Origin of the sequence: Sanguibacteroides sp. AM78-02pH3A, from assembly GCF_027666085.1 — a bacterium.
Classification (GTDB): domain Bacteria; phylum Bacteroidota; class Bacteroidia; order Bacteroidales; family Marinifilaceae; genus Gabonibacter; species Gabonibacter massiliensis.
In genome coordinates, this window is sequence record NZ_JAQEHX010000003.1 from 92,732 (window position 1) to 113,078 (window position 20,347).

General features: G+C 42.5%; 19 protein-coding genes. 9 read left to right on the forward strand and 10 right to left on the reverse strand.

Annotation, left to right across the window (positions count from 1 at the left end; all coding sequences use genetic code 11):
- Positions 1-26 precede the first annotated feature (26 nt).
- From PGR74_RS05350 to PGR74_RS05365, 4 genes are all read right to left on the reverse strand, one after another.
- Positions 27-794, reverse strand: a complete 768-nt coding sequence (locus PGR74_RS05350; protein ID WP_041504131.1) for a thiamine pyrophosphate-dependent enzyme — start codon at positions 792-794, stop codon at positions 27-29.
- Between the two features lie 3 nt (positions 795-797).
- Positions 798-1,883 carry a 3-methyl-2-oxobutanoate dehydrogenase subunit VorB gene (locus PGR74_RS05355; RefSeq protein ID WP_041504132.1) on the reverse strand — a complete coding sequence of 362 codons (1,086 nt, stop codon included), beginning with the start codon at positions 1,881-1,883 and terminating at the stop codon, positions 798-800.
- 19 nt (positions 1,884-1,902) lie between these two features.
- Positions 1,903-2,130, reverse strand: coding sequence for a 4Fe-4S binding protein (locus PGR74_RS05360; RefSeq protein ID WP_041504133.1), 228 nt, complete (start codon positions 2,128-2,130; stop codon positions 1,903-1,905).
- 173 nt (positions 2,131-2,303) lie between these two features.
- The gene (locus tag PGR74_RS05365) at positions 2,304-3,623 is read right to left on the reverse strand and encodes an aminotransferase class I/II-fold pyridoxal phosphate-dependent enzyme (RefSeq protein ID WP_041505065.1); all 1,320 of its coding nucleotides are present in this window, start codon (positions 3,621-3,623) and stop codon (positions 2,304-2,306) included.
- A 253-nt stretch (positions 3,624-3,876) separates the two neighbouring features.
- Here PGR74_RS05365 and PGR74_RS05370 point away from each other — a divergent pair, with 253 nt between their 5' ends.
- From PGR74_RS05370 to PGR74_RS05380, 3 genes are all read left to right on the forward strand, one after another.
- The gene (locus tag PGR74_RS05370) at positions 3,877-5,094 is read left to right on the forward strand and encodes an ABC transporter permease (RefSeq protein WP_041505066.1); all 1,218 of its coding nucleotides are present in this window, start codon (positions 3,877-3,879) and stop codon (positions 5,092-5,094) included.
- Positions 5,091-5,855: an energy transducer TonB gene (locus tag PGR74_RS05375; RefSeq protein WP_041505067.1), complete on the forward strand. Its 765-nt coding sequence runs from the start codon at positions 5,091-5,093 to the stop codon at positions 5,853-5,855. Before PGR74_RS05370 ends, PGR74_RS05375 begins: the two co-directional genes overlap by 4 nt.
- A 64-nt stretch (positions 5,856-5,919) precedes the next feature.
- Positions 5,920-6,600, forward strand: a complete 681-nt coding sequence (locus PGR74_RS05380; RefSeq protein WP_041505068.1) for a ComF family protein — start codon at positions 5,920-5,922, stop codon at positions 6,598-6,600.
- A gap of 48 nt (positions 6,601-6,648) precedes the next feature.
- On the opposite strand, the gene PGR74_RS05385 is transcribed toward PGR74_RS05380, so the two are convergent.
- Positions 6,649-6,837 carry a hypothetical protein gene (locus PGR74_RS05385; RefSeq protein ID WP_270516813.1) on the reverse strand — a complete coding sequence of 63 codons (189 nt, stop codon included), beginning with the start codon at positions 6,835-6,837 and terminating at the stop codon, positions 6,649-6,651.
- A gap of 79 nt (positions 6,838-6,916) precedes the next feature.
- On the opposite strand from PGR74_RS05385, the gene PGR74_RS05390 reads away from it, so the two are divergent.
- The 6 genes from PGR74_RS05390 (at position 6,917) to PGR74_RS05415 (ending at position 15,555) form a co-directional block, all read left to right on the forward strand.
- Complete coding sequence (locus PGR74_RS05390; RefSeq protein WP_160289621.1) at positions 6,917-7,321, forward strand: SpaA isopeptide-forming pilin-related protein; 405 nt, start codon at positions 6,917-6,919, stop codon at positions 7,319-7,321.
- Positions 7,322-7,503: 182 nt separating this feature from the next.
- Complete coding sequence (locus tag PGR74_RS05395) at positions 7,504-9,429, forward strand: Ig-like domain-containing protein (RefSeq protein ID WP_041505070.1); 1,926 nt, start codon at positions 7,504-7,506, stop codon at positions 9,427-9,429.
- Entirely contained in the window at positions 9,430-10,191 is a 762-nt protein-coding gene (locus PGR74_RS05400; protein ID WP_041504141.1) for a DUF3108 domain-containing protein, read from the forward strand.
- A 46-nt stretch (positions 10,192-10,237) separates the two neighbouring features.
- Positions 10,238-11,239: a DUF4837 family protein gene (locus PGR74_RS05405; protein WP_041505071.1), complete on the forward strand. Its 1,002-nt coding sequence runs from the start codon at positions 10,238-10,240 to the stop codon at positions 11,237-11,239.
- A 19-nt stretch (positions 11,240-11,258) separates the two neighbouring features.
- Positions 11,259-12,401: an exo-beta-N-acetylmuramidase NamZ family protein gene (locus PGR74_RS05410; protein WP_236684967.1), complete on the forward strand. Its 1,143-nt coding sequence runs from the start codon at positions 11,259-11,261 to the stop codon at positions 12,399-12,401.
- A 46-nt stretch (positions 12,402-12,447) separates the two neighbouring features.
- Positions 12,448-15,555 (forward strand): AsmA family protein, encoded by a 3,108-nt coding sequence (locus PGR74_RS05415; RefSeq protein ID WP_041505073.1) that lies wholly within the window; start codon positions 12,448-12,450, stop codon positions 15,553-15,555.
- A gap of 7 nt (positions 15,556-15,562) precedes the next feature.
- Here PGR74_RS05415 and PGR74_RS05420 read toward each other — a convergent pair whose 3' ends face one another.
- From PGR74_RS05420 to PGR74_RS05440, 5 genes are all read right to left on the reverse strand, one after another.
- Positions 15,563-16,405 (reverse strand): hypothetical protein, encoded by an 843-nt coding sequence (locus tag PGR74_RS05420; protein ID WP_052634775.1) that lies wholly within the window; start codon positions 16,403-16,405, stop codon positions 15,563-15,565.
- On the reverse strand, positions 16,395-17,129 hold the full coding sequence (locus PGR74_RS05425; RefSeq protein WP_041504145.1) for a hypothetical protein: 735 nt from the start codon (positions 17,127-17,129) through the stop codon (positions 16,395-16,397). The genes PGR74_RS05420 and PGR74_RS05425 overlap by 11 nt, the downstream gene beginning before the upstream one ends.
- A 45-nt stretch (positions 17,130-17,174) precedes the next feature.
- The gene (locus PGR74_RS05430) at positions 17,175-18,353 is read right to left on the reverse strand and encodes an AIR synthase related protein (protein WP_041504146.1); all 1,179 of its coding nucleotides are present in this window, start codon (positions 18,351-18,353) and stop codon (positions 17,175-17,177) included.
- 171 nt (positions 18,354-18,524) lie between these two features.
- Positions 18,525-19,238, reverse strand: a complete 714-nt coding sequence (locus tag PGR74_RS05435; RefSeq protein WP_041504147.1) for a LytR/AlgR family response regulator transcription factor — start codon at positions 19,236-19,238, stop codon at positions 18,525-18,527.
- A gap of 12 nt (positions 19,239-19,250) precedes the next feature.
- Positions 19,251-20,336, reverse strand: coding sequence for a sensor histidine kinase (locus tag PGR74_RS05440; RefSeq protein ID WP_235375099.1), 1,086 nt, complete (start codon positions 20,334-20,336; stop codon positions 19,251-19,253).
- Positions 20,337-20,347: the final 11 nt, after the last annotated feature.

Consider the following 20,347-nt stretch of genomic DNA (forward strand, 5'->3'; position numbering starts at 1 on the left):
AACCGTCAATCTAAAATCTACAATTATTAAATGTCTTTCATGTCTCCTAACGGATATTTGGGGAACATGTTCTCCACCATCCATTTGTTAGCCTGAATCGGATCCATCTTCCAACCGGAGTTACAAGTACTTACTACTTCCACGAAAGAAGTTCCTTTGTCCTTCTTCGTGTTTTCGAAGGCTTTTCGGATGGCAGCTTTTGCTTTTCTAACAGCAGCAGGAGTATGAACAGCCTGACGAGTTACATAGCAGGTTCCGTCTAATTGAGCGATCAATTCGGTAATTTTCAGGGGGAAACCGTTCAATTTGGCATCGCGTCCGTAAGGAGTGGTAGCGGTTACCTGACCCAATAGCGTCGTGGGAGCCATTTGTCCTCCGGTCATACCGTAAATGGCATTGTTGATAAAGATAACGACGATATTTTCTCCCCGGTTACAAGCGTGCATGATTTCACCGCAACCGATGGAAGCCAAATCTCCGTCTCCCTGATAGGTGAACACGTATTTTTCAGGGTGAACGCGGCTGATCCCAGTAGCAACGGCCGGAGCGCGTCCGTGAGCAGCTTCAGCCCAATCGATATCCAAATAGTTGTACGCAAGTACCGAACAGCCTACCGGGGACACACCGATGGTTTTGTCCTGAATACCCATTTCCTCGATTACCTCCGCAACAAGCTTATGAACTACCCCGTGTAAACAACCCGGGCAGTAGTGCATAATGTTATCGGTAAGTACAGGAGTCTTCTTGTAAACAAGATTCTCTTCCTTAATTATATCTTTTAATTCTATTGACATGGCTTATGCTCCTATAATTTGTTTTTCAAGTGCTTCAACGATCTCTTCAGGTGTCGGGATCACTCCACCGAAACGGCCGAAGTGTTCAACCGGGATTAATCCGTTCACGGCCAAACGAACGTCTTCTACCATTTGTCCGGCGCTCATCTCGACCGTAAGAATTCCTTTCACTTGTTTTGCCAGTCTGGCAATCTCTTTCGTCGGGAAAGGATACAGGGTGATAGGGCGAAGAATACCTACTTTAATACCTTTGGCTCTGGCCAATTGAACGGCCTTCTGACAGATACGGGAACTGGAGCCGTAGGCCACGAACAGATATTCTGCATCTTCGGTGCTGATCTCTTCGAAACGTACCTCGTTTTCTTCCATCTCTCTGTATTTAGCCTGGAGTTTGTGGTTGAATACCTCTTGTTTGTAAGAATCCAGCTCCAAAGAAGTGATGATGTTATGCTTGCGATTCGGTTTTTTACCGGTCAAAGCCCATCCTTCAGACATTTTGGAAATTTCTTCTTCGGTCCAACGGGGTTTATATTCGCTTAATTCGACTTTTTCCATCATCTGACCGATAACACCGTCAGCAAGGATCATGGCCGGGTTGCGATATTTGAATGCCAAGTCAAAGCCAAGTCCTACGAAATCGTTCATCTCCTGTACGGATGCCGGAGCCAATACGATGAGACGATAGTCTCCGTGTCCACCGCCCTTGGTTGCTTGGAAATAGTCACTTTGTGCTGGTTGGATGGTTCCCAATCCTGGGCCTCCGCGTACAACATCCACAAGAAGGCAAGGAATTTCGGCTCCTGCCAGATAGGTTACACCTTCTTGCATTAACGATACTCCAGGGCTGGATGATGAAGTCATCGCTTTTTTACCGCACGCTGCGGCTCCGTATACCATGTTGATAGAGGCCAATTCACTTTCGGCCTGCAATACGACCATTCCTGTCTCCTCCCATGGTTTTCTTAACATGAGAGTCTCCATGACTTCGGATTGCGGGGTAATAGGGTATCCATAATAAGCGTCACATCCGCAACGAATGGCTGCTTCGGCTATTACCTCATTACCTTTCATTAATTTTACTTCTGCCATTTTCGGTAGTTTTTATTCTTTATTGTACATTCATTTTGTAAACGGTGATTACTGCATCAGGACATACCATACCACAACTGGCACAACCGATACATGCTTCCGGGTTTACCATCTCAGAGTAATGGTATCCTTTACCATTCACTTCTTTGGCAAGTCCAAGTGTCTTCGTGGGGCACGCCTCCACGCATAGGCCACATCCCTTGCATTTTTCTGTATCTACGACTACAGCGCCTCTAAATTTTGCCATAACTGAATAGATTATGATTTATAAATTATTTCGGTGTTTATCTTTGATTTTGTAACAAATTTTCGGGTATAAAATTAAAAACTAAAATCGAATAGTAAAAATAGTTTGCCATAAATTTAACTTTGTTTTGAGTTTATTTAATGAATGTCTTTTATACCTGATTCTCTGGGGGCCTATTTTATCGCGTGATCGGCTTGAAAAGCCTTTAAACGTTTTTCCAATGCCGGCATTCTGTCCAAAGCTGTTTGAGAAACACATGCTCTTAGTCCTTGTTTTTTTGAACCCGTGTCTCTTAAAGGAATAGCCGATATCCCGTAGTACAGAATCTCTTTGGTTAATTCGGCTCCGGTCATCCCCGGATAGATGATGGTGAAATAGAAGCCGTCGGCGATAGGTTGATCGATATCTTTGTCATAAACGATTTCGAATCCGTATTGGGTGAAGAGGGTTTTCATGGCATGCGCCCGCTCCGCGTATTCGCGAACCCCGTCCAAGATATTTATTCGGCCTTCATTGGCGGCTTTTAGGATGGCACTCATGGCGTATTGACAGGAGTGCGTCGTCCCGGAAGAGAGGGTATAGATAATCCGGTTGACAAGAGTATAACCTAACGTTCCCAGACCTCCGAAACGCTGTTGTAAGTTTTCGAATTTACGATTGTAAAGTGCATCGGATATACACATGATTCCCAAACGTTGTCCGGCGTAACTGAATAACTTCGAGCCAGAGATCATGACGATATAGTTCGAGGTATATTTCGCAACGGTAGCCTGGAACGGCGGAACGCCCGGTTTGGAAAGATCCTTGCGGAAGTCCATGGCAAAATAGGCTAAATCTTCCAAAACGATTACATTGTATTTATCGGCTAATTGTCCGATGATCTGCAACTCTTTTTCCGTAAAACAGATCCAGGCGGGATTGTTCGGGTTGCTGTATAGGATGGCTGCGATATTGCCTTTTGAAAGATGTTCCTCTAATTTATCCCGTAATTTATCCCCTCTGTAATTATAGACATCAAACGATTCGAACGGTTTACCGATTACTTGCATCTGCGTTTTCTGAACAGGAAATCCCGGATCGATAAATAATACGGTATCTTTGCCTTTTTGGCATTCGGTCACCGCCATGAATGACGCGTAGCACGCTTGCATGGATCCTACGGTGGGAACAATACCTTCCGGTTTGATCTCTATATCCATGAAATTTTTCACGAATTTGGAACCCTCTTCTTTGAATTCTTTATGCCCTTCGAGCATGGGATAGAATTGGGCTACACCTTGCCGGAGAGCGTCGATTTCGGCTTGAATGCCGATTGACGAGGGAGGAAGACCCGGTACTCCCATCTCCATGCGAATGAATTTTTCCCCGCTTTCGGCTTCGATCATATTTACTACTTTTACGATATCCCGGATCGTTGCGTCTTCCATGTCCCGGATTCCGCAGAGCTCCAGTTTCTGGTCGACAATTTTCGTGTCTATTAGATTGTTCTGCATACGATATTTGATATTTATCTGGATTTTATTTTCATCTTTTCGCGTAGGTGCAAGTTTAATAAAAATTTATCAGGATAACTCTCGAAATCGTTTTAAATTTGAAGTGAGAATGACTAAAATAATTTGATTTTAAATTATAGATTCTGTTAAGGTGTCGACGCGACAAATAGGAGGATGTTCGGGGAAAGCTTCTCTTTCTTTTGTAGGCCGTGGAAATTTGTTTACTTTTGTCTGAACGTTAAAACGATATTTCGTGAATATAGAGTGGTTTATTGCACGCAGGTTATTAAAAGGAGACGCGGAGAAATCCGTGTCCGTTCCCATCGTTAAGATCGCGATCGGCGGGATTGCCTTGGGGTTGTGCGTGATGTTGCTTTCTGTATTTATCATCATCGGCTTCAAGCATGAAATAACGTGGAAGTTATCCGGTTTTACGTCGCATTTGAATATCGTGCCTTATGAAACGTCGGACGGGGCGATCTTGCGGGTTGATTCCCTGATGGCAAGATTGAAGCGGATGGACGGGGTAAAAGAGGTGTACGGTTATATCGAGAAACCCGCGATATTGAAAAGCAAATCGGAAATTCATGGAGTGGTCTTGAAAGGTGTGGATTCTACCTACGACCAAAGTTTTTTTCAACGGAATTTGAAAGAGGGTAAAATGCCTGATTTATCAACGCCTAAGGCTTCTGAGGAAATATTGATCTCGGCTTTCGTCGCGGATTATTTGAACGTGAGTGCCGGGGATAAGATTATCGCTCATTTTGTGCAGGAACCTCCTCGCGCCAGGGCTTTTAGGGTGTCGGGAATTTATGATACCGGGTTTAAGGAATACGACGACGTATCGGTATTGGCGGATCGGAGGCATCTTGCTAAATTGAATGGCTGGGAGCCGGGGCAGTTGGGGGGAGTTGCGGTGGAGTTATTCGATGTGGAGAGGGTAAACGAGTATGGGGACCGGGTGGACGATTTGCTTTATGATATGAACGAGAGTTGTGAGGTGAAAACATTAGGAGATATTGCACCGCAGATATTCGATTGGCTGAGCCTGTTGAATGTGAATGTTTGGGTTATTTTGATTCTGCTCGTGACCGTGGCGGGGTTTAATATGGTATCCGGCTTGTTGATTTTGATTTTGGATAAGACAACCTTAATCGGCATATTGAAAGCTCTCGGTTGTAAAAATATATCCTTGAGGCGTTTATTTTTATACATTTCTGCCGGATTGATCGTGAAAGGTATGATTTGGGGAAATTTGCTGGCTTTTTTATTGGCGGGCATACAATATTATTTTGAAGTGGTGAAATTGGATCCGGTCACGTACTACATGAGTACCGTGCCGATCTATTTTAACGGATGGTATATCCTGTTTTTGAATATAGGTGTAATTGTGGTAACATTGCTTATGTTGGTTGTTCCGACGATGCTGATATCTAAGATTAATCCGATAAAATCAATCCGGTTCGAATGAAAATAGAAAGTTGGGATACATATTTAGGAAAATGGAAAGAGTTTATTTATATCCATAAACACGGTTTAATGGGGACTCTTATTTTCCATTTGTTGCTGGCGATCGGGCTGTTGAGCATGGGAATATCTAAAATGAACGTGCATAAGGAGGTCGAGATTGTACTGGAGATGCCGGAACCGGAAGTCGTTCAACAGATGATAGAAGAGAAAAAAGAGCTCGTTCGTCAACGGGCTAATGATGAAGTGGAGGAGATGTTGCGTTCGATTGCCGTAAACGAGGACGTGAAAAATGAAAAGCGATCCGGTAGCGATCCGGTAGAAAACGTGCAGGAGTATATCAAAGAGATACAGGAGGAGTTGAAAGGAAGCTACGGTAATCGTTATCAGGCTAAAAAAGATAAACATTATAAGACGGATAGCTTGCAACATGCGAAAGACGAACAACAACGAAAATTGGATTCCTTGCAGTCGATCGTCTATGTGGGAAAGAGCAGTGTTTCGTATAAGTTGGAAAAACGATATAAAGTTTTCTTACCCATACCCATTTTTAAATGCGAATACGGGGGAAAGGTGGTTGTGGCTATTGTCGTTAACCGAAAGGGTCGCGTGGTGAAGGCGGAAATCATAGACAAGGAGTCTAAACAAGATGATTGCCTGAGGGAAGTTGCCGCGGATGCTGCTTTGCGCTCCCGGTTTAATCAAGATGACAAAGCTCCTGAACATCAGTCGGGAACAATCACGTATAATTTTGTAAAACAATAGTACGGATAAAACCAAAAGGAAACCGGAGGGGAAGATTAAAAATGTGATTTAGTAGAATTAAAGTATGACTCTCGTTTCCTATTTTTCAGCTTTCGTGGATCTGTTTTATCCCCGGATGTGCGAAGTTTGTAAAGAGGTGTTGGTTTCAGGGGAAAAACATATTTGCTCCGCGTGTCTGTATGATTTCCCGTACAGTTACGGTTTGCATGACGACCTGTTTCTGCAATTCGATCAGGTATGCCGGATGAAATCGGTCTACTCTTTGTTTTATTATAGCCGATACAGCGACTACCGGAATTTGATTTTTGCCGTAAAATATCGTTCCAAGCGAGAGATCGGGTGTTTTCTGGGAGCCATGTTGGGAGAACGTATCGTCGGAGGGGAGGAGTTCGACGGGATTATTCCTTTACCTCTTCATCCGAAACGGGAAAAGAGGCGAGGTTTTAATCAGGCCAGGGAGATTGCGGTCGGAATCGCGGAGGTGATACGAGTACCCGTGATGGATCATGTCGTTTCCCGGGTTGTCAATAACCCGTCCCAAACGGGTTTGACGGTTGAGCAACGGGCTGAAAACGTGAAACGGATTTTCCGGTTGAACGAAGTAGCCCTGTTGCGCGGGAAGCATATTTTAGTAGTCGATGATGTGATCACGACAGGATCAACCTTAATCTCGTTTCTTAAAGTGTTAAATGAAATCCCCGGTTTGACGGTAAGTGTAGCCTGTCTCGCCGTGGCAAAGGAGTAACTGTGTTAATTTTTTATATTTATTGTTTTGATTTCAGGAATTAATTTTTTATTTTTGAATAGTTGATAAATCGAAGGGGGATAAAAATGGCTTTCCGGTCATCTCATCTATTTTTATTGTCTGTGGAGTCAAGTTTTTTATCTCTTCTGATAAATGGGAAGCATGCGGGCGGTGTCCTGATTCGAGAAGGTATACGCGTGTGATGGGAAGGGCGAGACCCGTGCGGATCGTGTTCATTGACGTTTATTTTTTTGGGGATGTGATAAAATAGAAATATAATATGGAATCTTATTTTATTAATCTAAATTTTACAGCCATGAGAACGATGATTTTGAAAGCAACTTGTATCTTATTTTTTCTTTCCGTTTTCGGACTTTATACTTTAGCGAATAATACAGTAGAGAAAAAAGGTGTAATCGTGGTGGAGGTGATGGATAGTAATTTGAAATTTCCAATATTTGGAGCGGAAGTGAAGCTCTATGAACATACGGATAAGGGTTGGGTTGAAGTCGGTAAAATGACGACCGGGCGGGGCGGCGATGTTGTGTTCGCTAATTTGAAGGTTGGAGGTAAATACAAGGTGGAAGTCTCTAATGCCGGTTATAATTCGCAGGCTCATGAATTCTCGCGATTAAGTGAAAAGGAGAATGTTTATTTCTTTTTGACAGAAAAAAGTAACGAGTTCTGTTTGGGAAATTTGATTGTTTTATCTATTTTTTAAAGAGACTCGGTGGGGGCATATCGTAAGTAGTACTGGAGGGGGGAAAGGAGCGGGATATCTTCTGTTTTCTTAAATAGAAATACCATGTCGTAAAAAAAGCGATTAATTTTAAGGTTTATAGGAATGGAGGAAAAGTAGTCCGAACTTTTTTATAAATTTGTAGAATTAATTTTAGGAGGATTATGAGTAAGTTTTTTTGGAATGCTTTTTGTATTGCGGCTATTGTCGTATCGTTAATCATATATGCTTGTGCCAACAGGGGTTATCCGGAAGGTGGAATAAAGGATGAAATTCCTCCCAAGGTGATTAAAGAAGAACCTGCCTCTTTTACTGTCGATTTTAAAGCGAAGCGGGTAAGTATTTACTTCGATGAATTTGTACAACTGAAGGAGATCAATAACAAGTTTGTAATGTCTCCCCCTGCCAAAAAGAATCCAAAGGTTAGTTTACGCGGAAAGTATATTGTTGTGGATCTGAGTGCCGACACGCTGAAGCCGAATACTACTTATACATTGGACTTTGCAGATGCCATCGTGGATAATAATGAAGGAAACCCGTTAGGGTATTATCGTTATGTTTTTTCCACGGGTAGTACCATTGATTCTATGGAATTAAGCGGAAAGGTGATCGATGCTCAGACTCAGCTGCCTTTGCTCAATGCCATGGTGTTGTTTTATGAAAACCATGCCGATTCTGCGGCTATATTGGAATTACCCAGTTATTTGGCGCGTACGGATAGTGCCGGAATGTTCCGGGTAACGAATATAAAGGATACCGTGTACCGGGTGTTGGCTATCGAGGATGCCAATCGGGATAATAAATTTACGCCGGAGAATGACCGGGTCGCTTTTGTGGATACATTGGTAAGACCCGTGATGAGCCGGGTGATGAGGTGGGATACGATACGGCCCGATACGACCAAAATAGAAGTAAGGCATTCGAGAAAAGGCGAGCTGAGTGTTAAACCGTTGACCAGGGATACGGTCGTGCAACGGGAATACATATTGTATGGCCCTTCTAATTTGTTTATGAGCATGTTCGAGGAGGAACCTACCCAATTGTATTTGGATAACGAACTTCGGGAGGAACGGGAGCGATTGGAGTTTTTATTTAGTATTCCGGGGGATAATCGGTTAAAAGCTAAATTATTGGGCTTGCATTTGCTGGATGGAGTGGATGAGGATTGGTATATTACGGAACGTTCGGCAGGTAACGATACCTTAAAGTTATGGATAAAGGATTCCTCTGTTTATAAAATCGATTCATTGGTGGTGGAGTTGACCTACATGAGGACGGATTCTTTGCGTCGTATGGCCTGGACAAAAGATACGGTCAAATTGAACTATAAGGATAAGGTATTACCCAAGAAAAAGAAGAAAAAAGACGATGAGGAGGAAGATCAACCGGAGTTGAAATTTATAGAATTTACTTCGAATATAGCTCCGGTCTTCGATTTGAACCGAAATATCGTGTTGGATTTTGATAAGCCGATTCGGCCTTCCGAAATGGATAAAATAAAACTTTTTGAAAAAGTGGATTCGAATTGGGTGGCTATTCCTTTTGAGGTAAGACAGGATAGTTTGAAAATCCGTCGGTTTTATTTGGATCATAAGTGGAAGCCGGAGACGGAATATCAGCTGGCAATCGATTCCATGGCCATGTATAACATGTACGGTTTGTATAACAAAAAATTTGAAAAGACGTTTAAGACAAAAGCAGAAGAGGATTATGGAAAGATCTTTTTGAATGTTACGGGAGTTGAGATGCCTGTCGTTGTACAACTTTATCAAGGAAGCGATAAAGATTTGAAGATATTGCAGGAGAGGCAGGTCTTTAGAGACGGTAGAGTGACGTTCGATTATTTAAACGAGGGAACCTATATGATTCGGGCGATCATGGATAGAAATGGAAATGGAAAATGGGATACCGGAAATTATTTAAAGCGAATTCAGCCTGAGGAGATAAAATATTTCCCCTTGGACTTTAAGATAAAACGGAATTTTGACGTGGAGCAGGAGTTCGATGTAAAGAAGACCTACGTGAGGGAGGACCCGAGCAAGAAGAACAATGAAGATGAAAAAAATAACAAGAGAGGTAGGAACAGATAAATGAAGACAACATTATTGATCGGTGTATTATTCTTTAGTTTGTCTCTTTTTTCACAGGAGAAGGATAAGCCATTGGAAAAACTGACTTATACCGGGTATTATAATTGGGGGTTCGTATGGATTAAGGCCGGTTCTGTCGAGTTTACTCTGACTCCTTCCGATAAGTATCCCAATGCCCAACGACTGTTTGCCGTGGGAAGTTCCAATCCTTCTTGGGATTGGGTTTTCAGATTACGGGATACGTTGGTCTCTTATCACGATAGTCTTACTTTTATGCCCTATGAATTTTCGAGGAAGGCGCATGAAGGAAATTACCATAAAACATTCGATTATGTTTGGAATTATGACAATGATGTTATCTATTCGGAGATAGAACGGATCGGAAAATATGTCCGGAAGGATACGATCCCCTTACAGGAAGGAACCTATGATATGCTTTCCGTGGCTTGGTTAGCCCGTAACTTGGATTTTGCGAAGTATAAAAAAAACGACATGATCCCGATACGTATTTTGATCGATGAAAAAATTTATGAACTTTATGTGCGTTATTTGGGACGGGATAAGGTAAAGACAGGAAAGGGAAAGCGGTCGTGTCATGTTTTTTCTCCTTTGTTGGTGGAAGGAGAAGTATTTAAAGGGGGAGAAAATATGAAAATTTGGGTGAGTGACGATGAGTATCGGGTACCGGTAATGGTAGAGGCGAAGATTTTGGTCGGTTCGGTGAAAGGAATTTTAGATGAAGCGAATAGTGTTTATTGGTAACTGGCGTTTTTAGTTTTGGAAGAATCGGAAATTAACAATTTGACATATGAAGAAATTTATAATTATTCTGGTATCTGTCGTACTTTTTGCAAGTTGTAAAAACGCGATGAAGAACATGTCTCCTGCGGTCTCCGGAAAGGTAAACGAGATCTTGGTGATAGCTGATAAAAACGTTTGGGATGGACAGGTAGGGGATTCCATTCGCGCATGGTTTCAACAGGATCAGGAAGGATTACCGCAAGTAGAACCGCTTTTTGATATGCTGAATTTACCGGAATTGCATTTTGATAAAAATATAAAAGGACATCGTAATATCCTGAAAGTCGAGATTTCTCCTTCTGTTGATTCTGCTTCTATTCAGTATATGAATAGTCCGTGGGCCAAAAGTCAGGTGTATTTTAAGATAAAAGCACCTAATAATAAGGAGTTCATGGAGATATTTGAAGCGAATAAGAGTAGAATGTTAGGCATATATACGAAGGCGGAAAAGGATCGGCTGGTGTCTATTTACAAGCGGACGGCCGATTCCCGTATATTCAATCTTTTTAAAAAGAAGTACGATATTTTATTGTATTGCCCTACCGGATACTATGTCAATAAGGATACTACCGGATTTGTCTGGATATCCAGTGAGACGACCCGGGATAGTAAGGGAATTTGTTTCTTTACCGAGGAGTATAGAGATCAGAATCAGTTTAACGACCGTGTGATTATCGAAACGGTAAATGAAAAATTGAAGCAATTTATACCCGGCCCCCTGAAAGGTTCTTATATGGCAATTGATACGGATATACGTTATACCGCGGTACAGTACGATTATCAGGGGAATTACGCGATAATGATTCGGGGGTTGTGGACTGTGATAAATGATTTTATGGCAGGGCCTTTCGTGTTAAATGTTGTTTTGGACCAGGAGCATAACCGCATTATCTATCTGATGGGGTACGTATATTATCCTAATGAGAATAAGCGGAATATGGTTAAACAGGTTGAAGCTATTCTGAATACGATGGAGATTAACTACGAAGAACCGAAAAAAGAGAAATAAGCACATGAAATTCTTGATTATGTTGTTAGTGATAGCATCCGTACCGACGGATGCTATTTGCGTAAATATTCGAAACGGGATAGAGCGGTATGAACTCTATCGTGAAACCTTAGAAGGAAAGCGGGTAGGGATCGTGGCCAATCACACTTCCATGGTAAAAGGACAACATAGTGTTGACTTTTTGCGGGATAAAGGGGTTGAATTGGTACGGATCTTTTCGCCGGAACACGGTTTTCGGGGGGAGGCGGAAGCGGGTCGACTGACGGGGGATTATACGGATGCTAAAAGTCATCTGAAGGTTATATCGTTATATGGTAAAAAGAGAAAACCTACCGCAAAAGATCTGCAAGGAGTAGATTTGATGGTATTTGACATTCAGGACGTGGGTGTCCGTTTTTATACTTATATCTCTACGCTTCATTACGTTATGGAGGCTTGTGCCGAGAATGGAATACCTTTGCTCGTAATGGATCGACCGAACCCGAATGCTTTTTACGTGGATGGCCCGGTATTGCAAGAGTCGTATGCTTCTTTCGTGGGTATGCATCCGGTTCCTGTCGTGTACGGGATGACGATAGGGGAGTATGCGCTTATGATTAATGGGGAGGGGTGGTTGAACGGAAAACGAAATTGTCGGTTGACGGTTGTGCCTTGTGAAAATTGGAACCGGGAAGAGGCGGTGGCTCTATCGCAAAAACCTTCTCCGAATTTGCCGGATTCTGTTTCTGTTATCTTGTATCCTTCGATCTGTTTTTTTGAAGGTACGGTTGTGAATGAGGGCAGGGGAACTCTGACCCCTTTTCAGGTTTTCGGGCATCCGGATTTGAAAAACATGTCATATTCTTATATTCCTCGCTCCATAAAAGGAATGAGTGAATCTCCTAAGTGTGAAGGACAATTGTGTTATGGTATGGATTTGAGAAATGAGTATCGTACTATTTGGAAACAAAAAAAGATAAATTTGGCTTGGTTGTTGTTAGCCTACCGGAATTACGAAGGAGAAGAGTCTTTTTTTACGTCGTTTTTTGATAAATTGGCAGGAAACGATTCGCTCCGAAAAGCGATATTATCGGGAGAGAGCGAAGAGGAGATTCGGGATTCTTGGCAGACGGATTTGCAAGCATTCCGTGAGATACGGGTAAAATATTTACTTTATAGATGATTGAAATAGTTGTAAAGGTCATTGTATATTAAGTTAGTGGAAGGTCATGAAAGAGAAAAAGAGAAAGAGTATCGTATGGCGTTTGGTAAAATGGACGGTTATTACCTTGTTTTCTTTGTTGATATTAGTAGGTATCGGAGTAGGAATACTTATTCATTTTATTTTCACTCCGCAAAAATTGACTCCTGTTGTCGAGAGGATTGCTAATGACATGTTAAACGCGAAGGTACATTTCGATTCGATCGAACTTACTTTTTTCTCTACGTTTCCCAATTTTGGTTTGGATGTTCGGCATGGAGAGGTGGTAACGAAGGTTTTTCAAGATAGTGTATCGATTTATGTCTCTACTGATTCGTTGATGAGCTTTCAACGTTGTTTGATGACGGTAGATCCTATGGCTTATCTGTCTCGTAAGGATGTTGTTATAAAAGAGCTATTGATCGAGAAACCCCGGATATACGCTTACGTGAATGAAGAGGGTGTACCCGGTTGGGATGTAATGAAAATAGCGAATACTGATTCTTTACCGGAAGTGACTCCCGATACCTCTTCCGTGAAGACGATAAATTCCATTGATATAAAGAACGTACGTATTAAGGAAGGGGTATTGATATTCGACGATCGGGCGAATCAGCTATACGCGAGGATGGAGAATCTCGGGGTCGGAATAGACGGCGCCTTTGCCCGCCGTAAGTCTCGTCTGGATGTCGAGATACAAATGGAGAACCTTTTGTTCTGGCAACAGGGAGAACTGTTGGTCAAAAACGTTACTTTGGGTCTCAAGAGCGGAATGAGTATTGACAGGGATTCATTGTTGTACACGTTGGATCGGGCTGTTATGGATATCAACGGATTGAAGTTCGGTTTGGGAGGTGAATGCCGGGGAGATTCCGTTACCCGCACGTTAGATGTGGATATGAAATTCGGTATGCAGGTCCCTTCTCTGAAAACGGTACTGGATCTGGTCCCTCCCGCGATCTTAAAGCGGGATAAAAAAGCGGAGGTCGAAGGAAGCGTGTTGTGCAACGGAACGATAAAGGGAATATACGGGAAGGATCGGATTCCTATTATTACGAGCCGTATAAGAATTAATAATGGAGCGGTTCGCTACGAGGGAATGCCTTATGCCTTAGAGAAGTTGGAGTTAGATGTGGAGGGGCAGGTGGATTTGCAACGTCAGCAACCTTCGTATGTCAAATTGAGCCGGCTCTATTTGAAAGGTGCTTCCACTGAAGTGGATTTGAGTGCGGAGATACGGGACTTGATTACGGCGCCCCGGTTGCTGTCGAACATGAATGCCGTGGTTGATTTTACTTCTTTGACTCAGATATTTCCGTTAGAGGAAGGAGTCTCTATGAAAGGAGAATTGAATTCGGTATTGAAGGTGAATATACTGTTATCGGATATAAAATCCGCAAATTACGGAAGAATGGATATTCGGGGAGGATGTCGCTTGAAGGATGTGGTGTTGAAAAGTGAGAGGGATAGTTTTCTGTTCCGTTCGAAATCCATCGGGTTGGGTTTCGGTACGAACATGAAAGACGATACGATATGGCAGGGAAAAAATCTGCTTAACGGTATCTTCGGCTTTGATAGTGTGGACATCAATATGAAAGAGCGGTTGGTGTTTCATATGGATACTTCTTACGTGCACGTGAAAACCTCTCCCTTGCGAGATACGACGGCGGTAGCTTCCATGTCTGCGAACATACGTTTCGGCCGGATCAGACTTACGGTGGATGATACGCTTTCCCTGATGATGGGTAACAGCAAGGCGAAGCTCTCTTTAGGTCCTTCTCCGTCGGATAAAAAGGTGCCTCAGGCAAAGGCGAGTGTGGAGATGGATAGTTTGCGAATTCGGGCGTTAGGCAATCGCTTGAGGATGGAGAAGGCCGGTTTCGATTTGACGAGCGTTATGAATAAAGATGATAAGCGGATTTGGAAGACTTCCGGTATAATCGGTTTTCGAAATTTAGGCGTGTATACGCCCGTGTTTCCGTTACGGATGAGGATGCCCGCTACGAAAATCACTCTGGCTCCCGGTCGTATCGAATTGAATGGAGCCAAATTGAGAATAGGACATTCGGATGTTTTGCTGACAGGAGCCGTCTATAATCTTGCCGATGCTTTTTTGCATAAAGGTGAATTAAAGGCTGAGCTGGCCGTAAGATCAAAAATGATAGACTGCAATCAATTGATGAAAGCGATGGAGGTCGGAGAGGCGAATCGATCTAAAATCTGGGGGATAAACGAGGAAGAGATGAGTGAGGAAGAGTTGGAGGAGTTGGATCTCTCGGCCGACTCTACTTACGTGGCTGATAGTACGATGGCTGTTTTTGTCGTTCCTCCCGGTATCGATTTTAAGTTCGAAACGCGGATCAATAAGGTTTTGTATGGTAAATTGGAGTTGGACAGTATCCATGGAGAGATGATTATGCGCAATCAGTGTATTGAATTGTCCGACCTGAGTTTGCGTTCTATGGCGGCTGATATGAAGACGACGATGTTGTATAAAGCTTCCACTCCGGAACGGGCTTATGCCGGTTTTGATTTGCGGATGGATGATATTCATGTCGCTTCGTTGATTAACTTCATGCCTTCTCTGGATACCTTATTCCCGATGTTGCGATCTTTCGAGGGAATGGTAGATTTTCATATCGCGGCGGAAGCGGATTTGGACTCCACGATGATGATCGATCTGCCTACTTTGCGGGCAGCGGCTTATTTGGATGGAAAAGATTTGGTGTTGTTGGATGGTGAAACTTTTGCCGAAATATCCAAAATGTTGATGTTTAAGAATAAAAATCGGAATATGATCGATAGTGTTTCGGTCGATTTTTTGATTAAGAACGGGGTCATAGAGATATTCCCTTTTATGATAGAGATGGACCGATATAAGGTGGCTGTCGGAGGGGAGCATCATATTGACATGAATTTTAAATATCATGTTTCACTATTGAAATCTCCCATACCTTTCAGGGCGGGGGTCGATATTTCCGGTTCTTTGGAAAAGATGAAGTTCCGGATTACGAAAGCGAAATACAAAGATATTTTTATTCCTTCACGAAGGGCGAAAGTGGACAGTACGCAACTTAACCTGCGTAAACAGATCCGGCAATTGCTACAATCCGTCAAACGGGCGGCTGACGAATAAACAGTTGCTAAGGGAGTCTTTCAATCTTAACAAAGGCTCTGTCGTCGAAGGAATTATTCCCTTTTTTCAGTCCTTTGGTGGACTTGAAGAGATGGTAGCATAGCGGATCGTTTTTCAGGATGTATTCCAGGTATGCTTCCGATTCGGATAAGGAGGGAAAGAGTTTGGGGTAGCCGTCTGTGGCCAAAACCAAGTATGGGGAGTTCGAACCGGTCAAAGAGATGTTTTCCACTTGCGTGGGAGCAATAGGAGAACCGTCCAGAACACCATAAGAATACATGCTGTCGGGGAAATGGTTTTGAAACAGGGTTTGCTCTTTTAAGTATTCGAGAATCTTTTCGCGTCCTATATCTTTAATCAGGAGCTCTTCCGTACTCATGCCTTGTCTGATACAACTTTCTGTTATGAAAGCTCTTAAGTCGGAAAGGATCGTATCGATGATTTTAGTTTTTCTGAAAAAGGCATTATCAATGATGGCCTGACAATCGCCGACAGACCATACTTCGTTATGGTGATCCGAATAGATGATGAGGGAGGCGTTGAGTTTATCTACCGGATGTTTTTCCATGTGGTCCGTCATGCCGACTCCGGCGTAGAAAGAGTGAAATTGCTTATTAATTTCAGAAATAAAAGAAGGGAGTGTGATATCGTTCGGCATGGAGCGAACGACTTTTTCGATCAATTCTCCGGCAATTACGCCTTGGGTTTTAGAGTCGAAATCGATATCGGATTTACTGGTTGCGCCGTCGATCAAGCATGCGAAATGATCGGTGACGACTATTCTGTCTTCACATTTTGAGATATCCCGTGATTTCCCAAGTATAAATTTTTCGATTACTTTAAAACTCATATTCCTTAATCTTTTTAATACAAACGGGGAATCCGTCCAATACGTCGCATTCGACTAAAAGTACAATGTTTTTTTTGCCTTTCGATATTATTTTTTGTGAGTTGACGTGTATCTCGGTAAAATAATTGGCAGCGGCAATTGTGCCGTAGGTATGACATCCCGTGAACAGGCAGAAGGTACTTTTTGAGGCCGGGGAAGAGAACGGATTGATACCCCGGATAACTACCCCGTAGTCTTTGATAACTTTTTGATCTTCTTCTATACCGTTGTATTCCTCTACTCCCTGATCGGTTTTCCAAGAGATCGTATTTTCTGTTTGATAAACGATATCTTTTGCCTCCCGGAACTTATCCAAAAACAGTTTGGAGATCATGTTGTTTTTGGGACCGCCTAAGATAATGATGTCTTTTTCTATTTTCTTTTGAACCTGATCGTCGGAGAAAAGGATATTGTCTATTTTGATGTTATAGGCTTTACTTAAGGATTCGACAGCGTGTCCCAATGCCCTGACTTGTCCGATACCGGTCGCCGGTCTGAGGTATTTTCCCGTGTTCGTTTTGGTGGATGTTGCCGTACAAATAATCAGCTCTTGCGGATGCGAGATCCGCCAGAGTTTTTTAACGGGTCTGACGGTGTTGACCGTACGATATACCCAGGAAGCAAGGCTTCCCAAAAAAACAAATGCAATGCTTGAACCGAAGTTGACCAAAAAATCTTCTATCATTACGCGTCGGTTTTATGATACAAGATCACGTCCTATTCCCCGTGTTTATAAACCATCATAGTAAAATTTTCCGAATTCACTGATAATGGTGAGCTCATTCTTTTCACTGTCGTAGCAACGTCCTACGATTTGTGCGTCGATATGGAAGCTTTGGGAAATAGCGATGATTTCATCCGCGATCTCTTCATTTACATATATTTCCATCCGGTGACCCATGTTGAATACCTTGTACATCTCCTCCCATGGCGTGCCGGATTGTTCCTGTATCAATTTGAATAGAGGCGGAACGGGGAAAAGATGATCTTTTACGATATGCATTTTTTCGACAAAGTTCATCACTTTGGTCTGGGCTCCGCCGGAACAATGCACCATGCCGTGTATCTCTTTCCGGTATTTATCCAATACCTGCTTTATGACCGGAATATAAGTCCGCGTTGGGGATAATACCAGTTTTCCGGCATCTATTCCTAACTCTGCTATTTTATCCGTTAGTTTGCATTTTCCGGCGTATACCAACTCCTCGGGAACGGCATTGTCATAACTTTCCGGGTACTTGACGGCCAGGTATTTGGCAAAAACATCGTGTCGGGCGGAAGTAAGTCCGTTAGACCCCATGCCGCCATTGTACTCGCTTTCGTAAGTCGCTTGGCCGTAAGAGGAGAGGCCTATAATGACATCTCCGGCTTTTATCCGGTCATTCGAAACAACATCTTTCCTCTTCATCCGGCAGGTAACCGTGGAATCCACGATGATAGTCCGTACGAGATCTCCCACATCGGCGGTCTCTCCTCCCGTGGAGTAAATATTTACTCCTAATTTTCGATACTCTTCGATTAATTCTTCCGTTCCGTTGATGATAGCGGCGATGACTTCACCGGGGATCCGGTTTTTATTTCTTCCGATGGTAGAGGATAACAAGATATTGTCCACGGCTCCAACGCAGAGAAGATCATCAATATTCATGATTAAAGCATCCTGCGCGATACCTTTCCATACCGAAATATCTCCGGTCTCCTTCCAATAGAGGTAAGCCAAAGAGGATTTCGTACCGGCTCCGTCCGCATGCATGATGTTGCAATAGCTTTTTAAACCGCCTAAATAGTCGGGGACAATTTTACAGAATGCCTTTGGAAATAGGCCTTTATCCAAGTTTTTGATAGCATTATGAACATCTTCCTTAGAAGCTGAAACTCCCCTCTTATTGTATCTTTCGTCTTTTCTCATAACGGACAGAATCGATAATTTATGATGTTAATGATATTATTATCAGGAAATTAATTCTCCTTACTTGCACGTGCGTACACTCTTTTTGTCTTTTGCAAAGTTAGGATAATTTTCAATAATAATCGAAACTATGTTTAGAATTTACTCGATGGATACTTCCGGGAATTGCTCTTAATTTAAGGCTCTTCGTTCCAATAATTCCGTAAAATGGTCTTTATATGAATCCGATACGGGAATATAGAGTTTACCGAAAACGATCCGATTGCGTTCGATTGTTTTGATCTTGTTTATATTGACGATATAAGAGCGATGTACCCGGATAAAAGTATCGGAGGGAAGATATTCTTCGATTGTTTTCATGCTCATCAGGGTAAGAATACCTTTTTCCGAATCGTCGGTTTGTATTTTAATGTAGTCTTTCACTCCCTCGATGTACAAAATGTGTTGTACTTCTATTTGGATGAGTTTATAGTCGCTTTTTACAAATATGCTTTCCGGATTTTTGCGGGGTACGGAGCCTCGAGTCATTTCATACCAGTGCAATGCTTTCGTGGCGGCTTTTAAAAACTCGGCATAATTGAAAGGTTTTAACAGGTAATCCAACGCGTCGACCTTGAAGCCTTCTATGGCATATTGCTCGAAGGCGGTAGTGAAAATGACTTTTGTTTTATTTCCGATAATACGGGAGAGTTCCAGGCCGTTCAAGTCGGGCATCTGTATATCCAAAAAGGCTACTTCTATCGATTCTTTCTCCAGTAAAGAGATGACATCCAAAGCATTATCGTATCGTCCGACAAGGTGCAGGAAAGGGGTTCTCCGGACATAACTTTCCAACAGATCCAAAGCTAAAGGTTCATCGTCTACGATAATACAATTTAATGTCATATCAGTTGAATATTAGAAGTTAATAATGAGTCGGGCCATGAAACGGTCGTCTGCCCTTTCGATTTTTAAAATGTATTTTCCCGGATAGAGTAGTTGCAAACGTCGTTGTAAATTTTGGATTCCGATTCCGGAACCGCTTCTGTCTTCGTCATTTTTAGGAAAATAACTGTTTTCCACGATGCAGCTTACTCTTTGTGACTCCTGCAATTCCATTCGTATACGGATAAAAGAATCTTGAGTATTGCTTATCCCGTGTTTGAAGGCATTCTCGATCAATGTGATAAAAAGTAACGGGGCAATCATGACGCCTTTCCCCTCTTCCGGTATGTTTACTTCCAGTCGGGTGTGTTTGGGGAGGCGCAGGCTCATCAGTTCGATATAGCTTTTCATGAATATGAATTCCCGGTCTATGGAGACGAGATTTTGGTTGTTATCATACAACACGTGACGTAACAATCGGCTCAGATCGTGAACCGCGAGCTGGGCCCGTTCCGGGTCGATGGCAATCAACGAGTAGATGTTATTAAGCGTATTGAATAAAAAATGAGGATTTAATTGACTCTTCAGGTTTTTTAATTCCGCTTCTGCCTTTGCTTTTTCCAACTCTCTTTTTTCACCCTCCGTTTTATACCAGTTACTGGTCATTTTGATGGCCATGCTTAGGGCAACCGTGAGCCCCATTAATAGCATGTCCCGACTTAAAAAGAGGAAACGGGGTGGTTTGGGGAGTACTTTTCGTAAGGCTACCACTTCTTCCGGTTCGGGAGGGCTGATGTAGGTACGATAAAACTCTTGCCAAAAATGTAAAAGTAGTCCGAGTAGTATGATAACTAACAGGTTGATCACGATAAAACGGAAAATCTTTTTAGGGAAAAGAATATTATCGATAAAGTAGAAATAGTTGGTATAGAAAACGATCATGCAGGATAGCGGTAAAAGAAAATATCCTAAATACCATCTTAACGTGACGATGAACTGATGATCGTTTCTGGTAAAGAATAAGGGAAAAGCGAAGAAGATTCCCCAGCCGATCACGTGAATGGCTGCTAATAAATGCTTCCGATTACCGATTTTCTGCATATCGTCTTTATTGAACATAAGCAAAGCTA